Origin of the sequence: Paraburkholderia sp. J76, from assembly GCF_905220295.1 — a bacterium.
Lineage (GTDB): Bacteria > Pseudomonadota > Gammaproteobacteria > Burkholderiales > Burkholderiaceae > Paraburkholderia.
Genome location: NZ_CAJMZJ010000037.1, coordinates 1 through 3,038, shown reverse-complemented (window position 1 = coordinate 3,038; position 3,038 = coordinate 1). Strand labels below are relative to the sequence as shown.

The 3,038-nt window shown below is 68.2% G+C and carries 2 protein-coding genes and 1 pseudogene; all 3 read left to right on the top strand.

Annotated features, from left to right (window positions below; translation table 11 throughout):
* A partial coding sequence (locus U5768_RS31770; RefSeq protein WP_322034283.1) for an ATP-binding cassette domain-containing protein occupies positions 1–1,236 on the top strand: 1,236 nt, incomplete at its 5' end.
* Between the two features lie 2 nt (positions 1,237–1,238).
* Positions 1,239–2,660 carry an HlyD family type I secretion periplasmic adaptor subunit gene (locus U5768_RS31765; protein ID WP_322034282.1) on the top strand — a complete coding sequence of 474 codons (1,422 nt, stop codon included), beginning with the start codon at positions 1,239–1,241 and terminating at the stop codon, positions 2,658–2,660.
* Positions 2,650–3,038 (top strand): annotated as a pseudogene (locus U5768_RS31760) (TolC family protein); the annotation flags it as partial. The gene U5768_RS31765 and the pseudogene U5768_RS31760, both read left to right, overlap by 11 nt.

The window sequence follows — 3,038 nt, the reverse complement described above, 5'->3', positions numbered from 1 at the left end:
CTCGTGGTGGCCTCGCTGCCGGTCTACGGTCTGGTGTCCGCGCTGCTCGTGCCCGCATTCCGCGCGCGCCTGAACGAGAAGTTCGCGCGCGGGGCGGATAACCAGTCGTTTCTCGTCGAATCGGTCTCGGGCGTCGAGACGCTCAAGGCGATGGCGGTCGAGCCACAGTTCATCCGCCGATGGGAATCGCAGCTCGCCGCCTACGTGAGCGCCGGCTTTCGCGTGAACCAGCTCGGCAATGTCGGCCAGCAGCTCATCCAGCTCGTCGGCAAGCTGGTCACGCTCGGCACGCTCTTCATCGGCGCGCGGCTCGTGATCGACGGGCGGCTCTCCGTGGGCGAACTCGTTGCCTTCAACATGATGTCCCAGCGCGTGAGCGCGCCGGTGCTGCGTCTTGCCCAGCTCTGGCAGGACTTCCAGCAGACCGGCATCTCCATGCAGCGCCTGGGCGACATCCTCAATACGCGCACGGAGATTCCGCAGGCGCGCCAGGCGCTGCCGCCCATCCGCGGTGACGTGCAGTTCCAGAACATCCGCTTCCGTTACCGGCCCGATGCGCCGCCCGTCATCGACGGCGTGTCGCTCGATGTTCGCGCGGGCCAGGTCATCGGCATCGTGGGGCGTTCGGGCTCGGGCAAGAGCACGCTCACGAAGCTGCTGCAGCGCCTTTATCTCCCCGAGCAGGGCACGGTGCGCATCGACGGCCAGGACCTGGCGCTGGCCGACCCCGCATGGCTGCGGCGGCAGGTTGGCGTGGTGCTGCAGGAGAACCTGCTCTTTAACCGCAGCGTGCGCGAGAACATCGCGCTCACCGACCCCGGCGTGCCGCTCGAAGCGGTGATCCATGCCGCAAAACTTGCGGGTGCGCATCAATTCATCTGCGAGCTGCCGGAGGGCTACGACACGCTGGTGGGCGAGCACGGCGGCAACCTCTCGGGCGGCCAGCGCCAGCGCCTGGCGATTGCCCGCGCGCTGCTCACGAACCCGCGCATCCTGATCTTCGACGAGGCCACCAGTGCGCTCGACTTCGAGACCGAGCGGGTCATCCGCGACAACATGAAGGCGATCTGCGCGGGGCGCACGGTGATCATCATCGCGCACCGCCTCTCTGCCGTGCGTCACGCGGACCGCATCGTCGCGATGGATCACGGCCGGATCGTCGAGCAGGGCAACCACGACGCGCTGCTCGCCCACGGCGGCTACTACGCGCACCTCGTTTCGCTGCAGGACGGCTGAGCATGGGCACGATGAAACTTCAGGCGTTCGCCGGTCTGGTGAAACGTTATGCGGCCGTATGGCGCGAAGTCTGGCAGATCCGCGCCCAGCTCGAGCGCCCCGCGCGCGATGCGGACCAGCTCGCCTTCCTGCCCGCCGAACTGGAACTCGTCGAGACGCCGGTTCACCCTGCGCCGCGCTGGACCCTGCGCGTGCTGGTGGCGCTCACGGTGCTCGCGCTGCTCATCGGCATCTTCGGTCGGCTCGATATCGTCGTGACGGCCAGCGGCCAGTTCATCCCGAACGCGCGCGTGAAGACGATCCAGCCCGCGATCACGGGCGTGGTGCGCGAGATTGGCGTGAAGGACGGCGAGCGGGTGAACGCGGGCGATCTGCTCATGAAGCTCGACACCACGCAGGCGGTGGCCGACACCGACAAGGCGCGGTCCTCGCGGCTGGACGCGGAACTCGCCGCGGCACGCGCGAATGCGCTGCTCGCCGCGCAACAGGCCGCGCGCGCGCCGGTCGTGGCGAAAGTCGATGACGCGCCCGCAGTCCGTATGCAGGACGCGCAGCGCCAGGCGGAAGGCGCGTGGTTCGAATACCGCGACCAGGTCGAGGGGGAGAAAGCCGAACTGGCGAAGCGCCAGGCGGAACTGGACAGCACGCGCGCGGAAATCGCGAAGCTGGTGGCGACCGCGCCGCTGGCCCGCCAGCAGGCCGATGCGTACCGCGCGCTCGTGGCCGACCGGTACGTGGCGCGCAACGATTACCTGGACAAGGAGCAGTCGGCGCTGGACAAGGAGCATGAACTCGCGGCGCAGCGCAGCCACGCGAACGAACTGGCGGCGGCCATTGCGGAGCAGCGCGCGCAGGTGGAGGCGAGCGCCTCGAAGTTCCGCCGCGACCAGCTCGACGAACTGGAGAAGGCCACGCAGCAGGTCACGCAAAGCGGCGATGACGAGACCAAGGCGCAGACGCGCCAGGCGCTCATGAGCCTCACCGCGCCGGTGGCGGGCACGGTGCAGCAGCTTGCGGTGCACACGCTGGGCGGCGTGGTGACCACGGCGCAGTCGCTGATGGAAATCGTGCCCGACGACGCGCTCGAAGTGGAGGCACGACTACAGAACAGGGACATTGGCTTCGTGCAGGTCGGCCAGCGCGCGGCGGTGAAGATCGAGGCGTTTCCGTATACGCGCTACGGGTTCCTGAACGGGACCATCACCGGGGTCTCGAACGACGCCGTGCAGGACAAAAAGCTGGGTCTGACGTTTCCGGTGCGCATCCGGCTGGAGACAAACCGCATTCACGTGGACAACCGCTGGATCACGCTCACGCCGGGCATGGCGGTGACGGCGGACATCCGCACGGGGAAAAGAAGCGTGATCGGGTACTTCCTGGATCCACTGCTGCAGACGTCGAAGGAGAGCATGCGTGAACGGTAGGCAGAAGACGCTGGCCGTGCTGACGACCGTGCTCGCTGCGGCGGCCACCCACGCCCATGCCATCGACGTGCTGCGCGCGGAACAGGGCATTTCCGATACGGCGGCGGGTTCGTTCGCACCGGTCTGCGAGTTCGGGACGGCACCCAGCCGGCCGCTGCGCCTGCAGGAAGCCGTTGAACGCACGCTGTGCGCCAACCCGAAGACGCGCGAGGCGTGGGCAGCGGTGAAGGCGCAGGCGGCGGGCGTGGGCGTGGCGCGCTCGGCGTACCTGCCGCAGGTGAGCGCGAACTGGCAGGGCGTGCGGGAGAACTCGGTGACGGACATCGAGAATCACCCGTCACTGAGTTCGGACATCAACGCGAACGTGCGTAGCGCGGG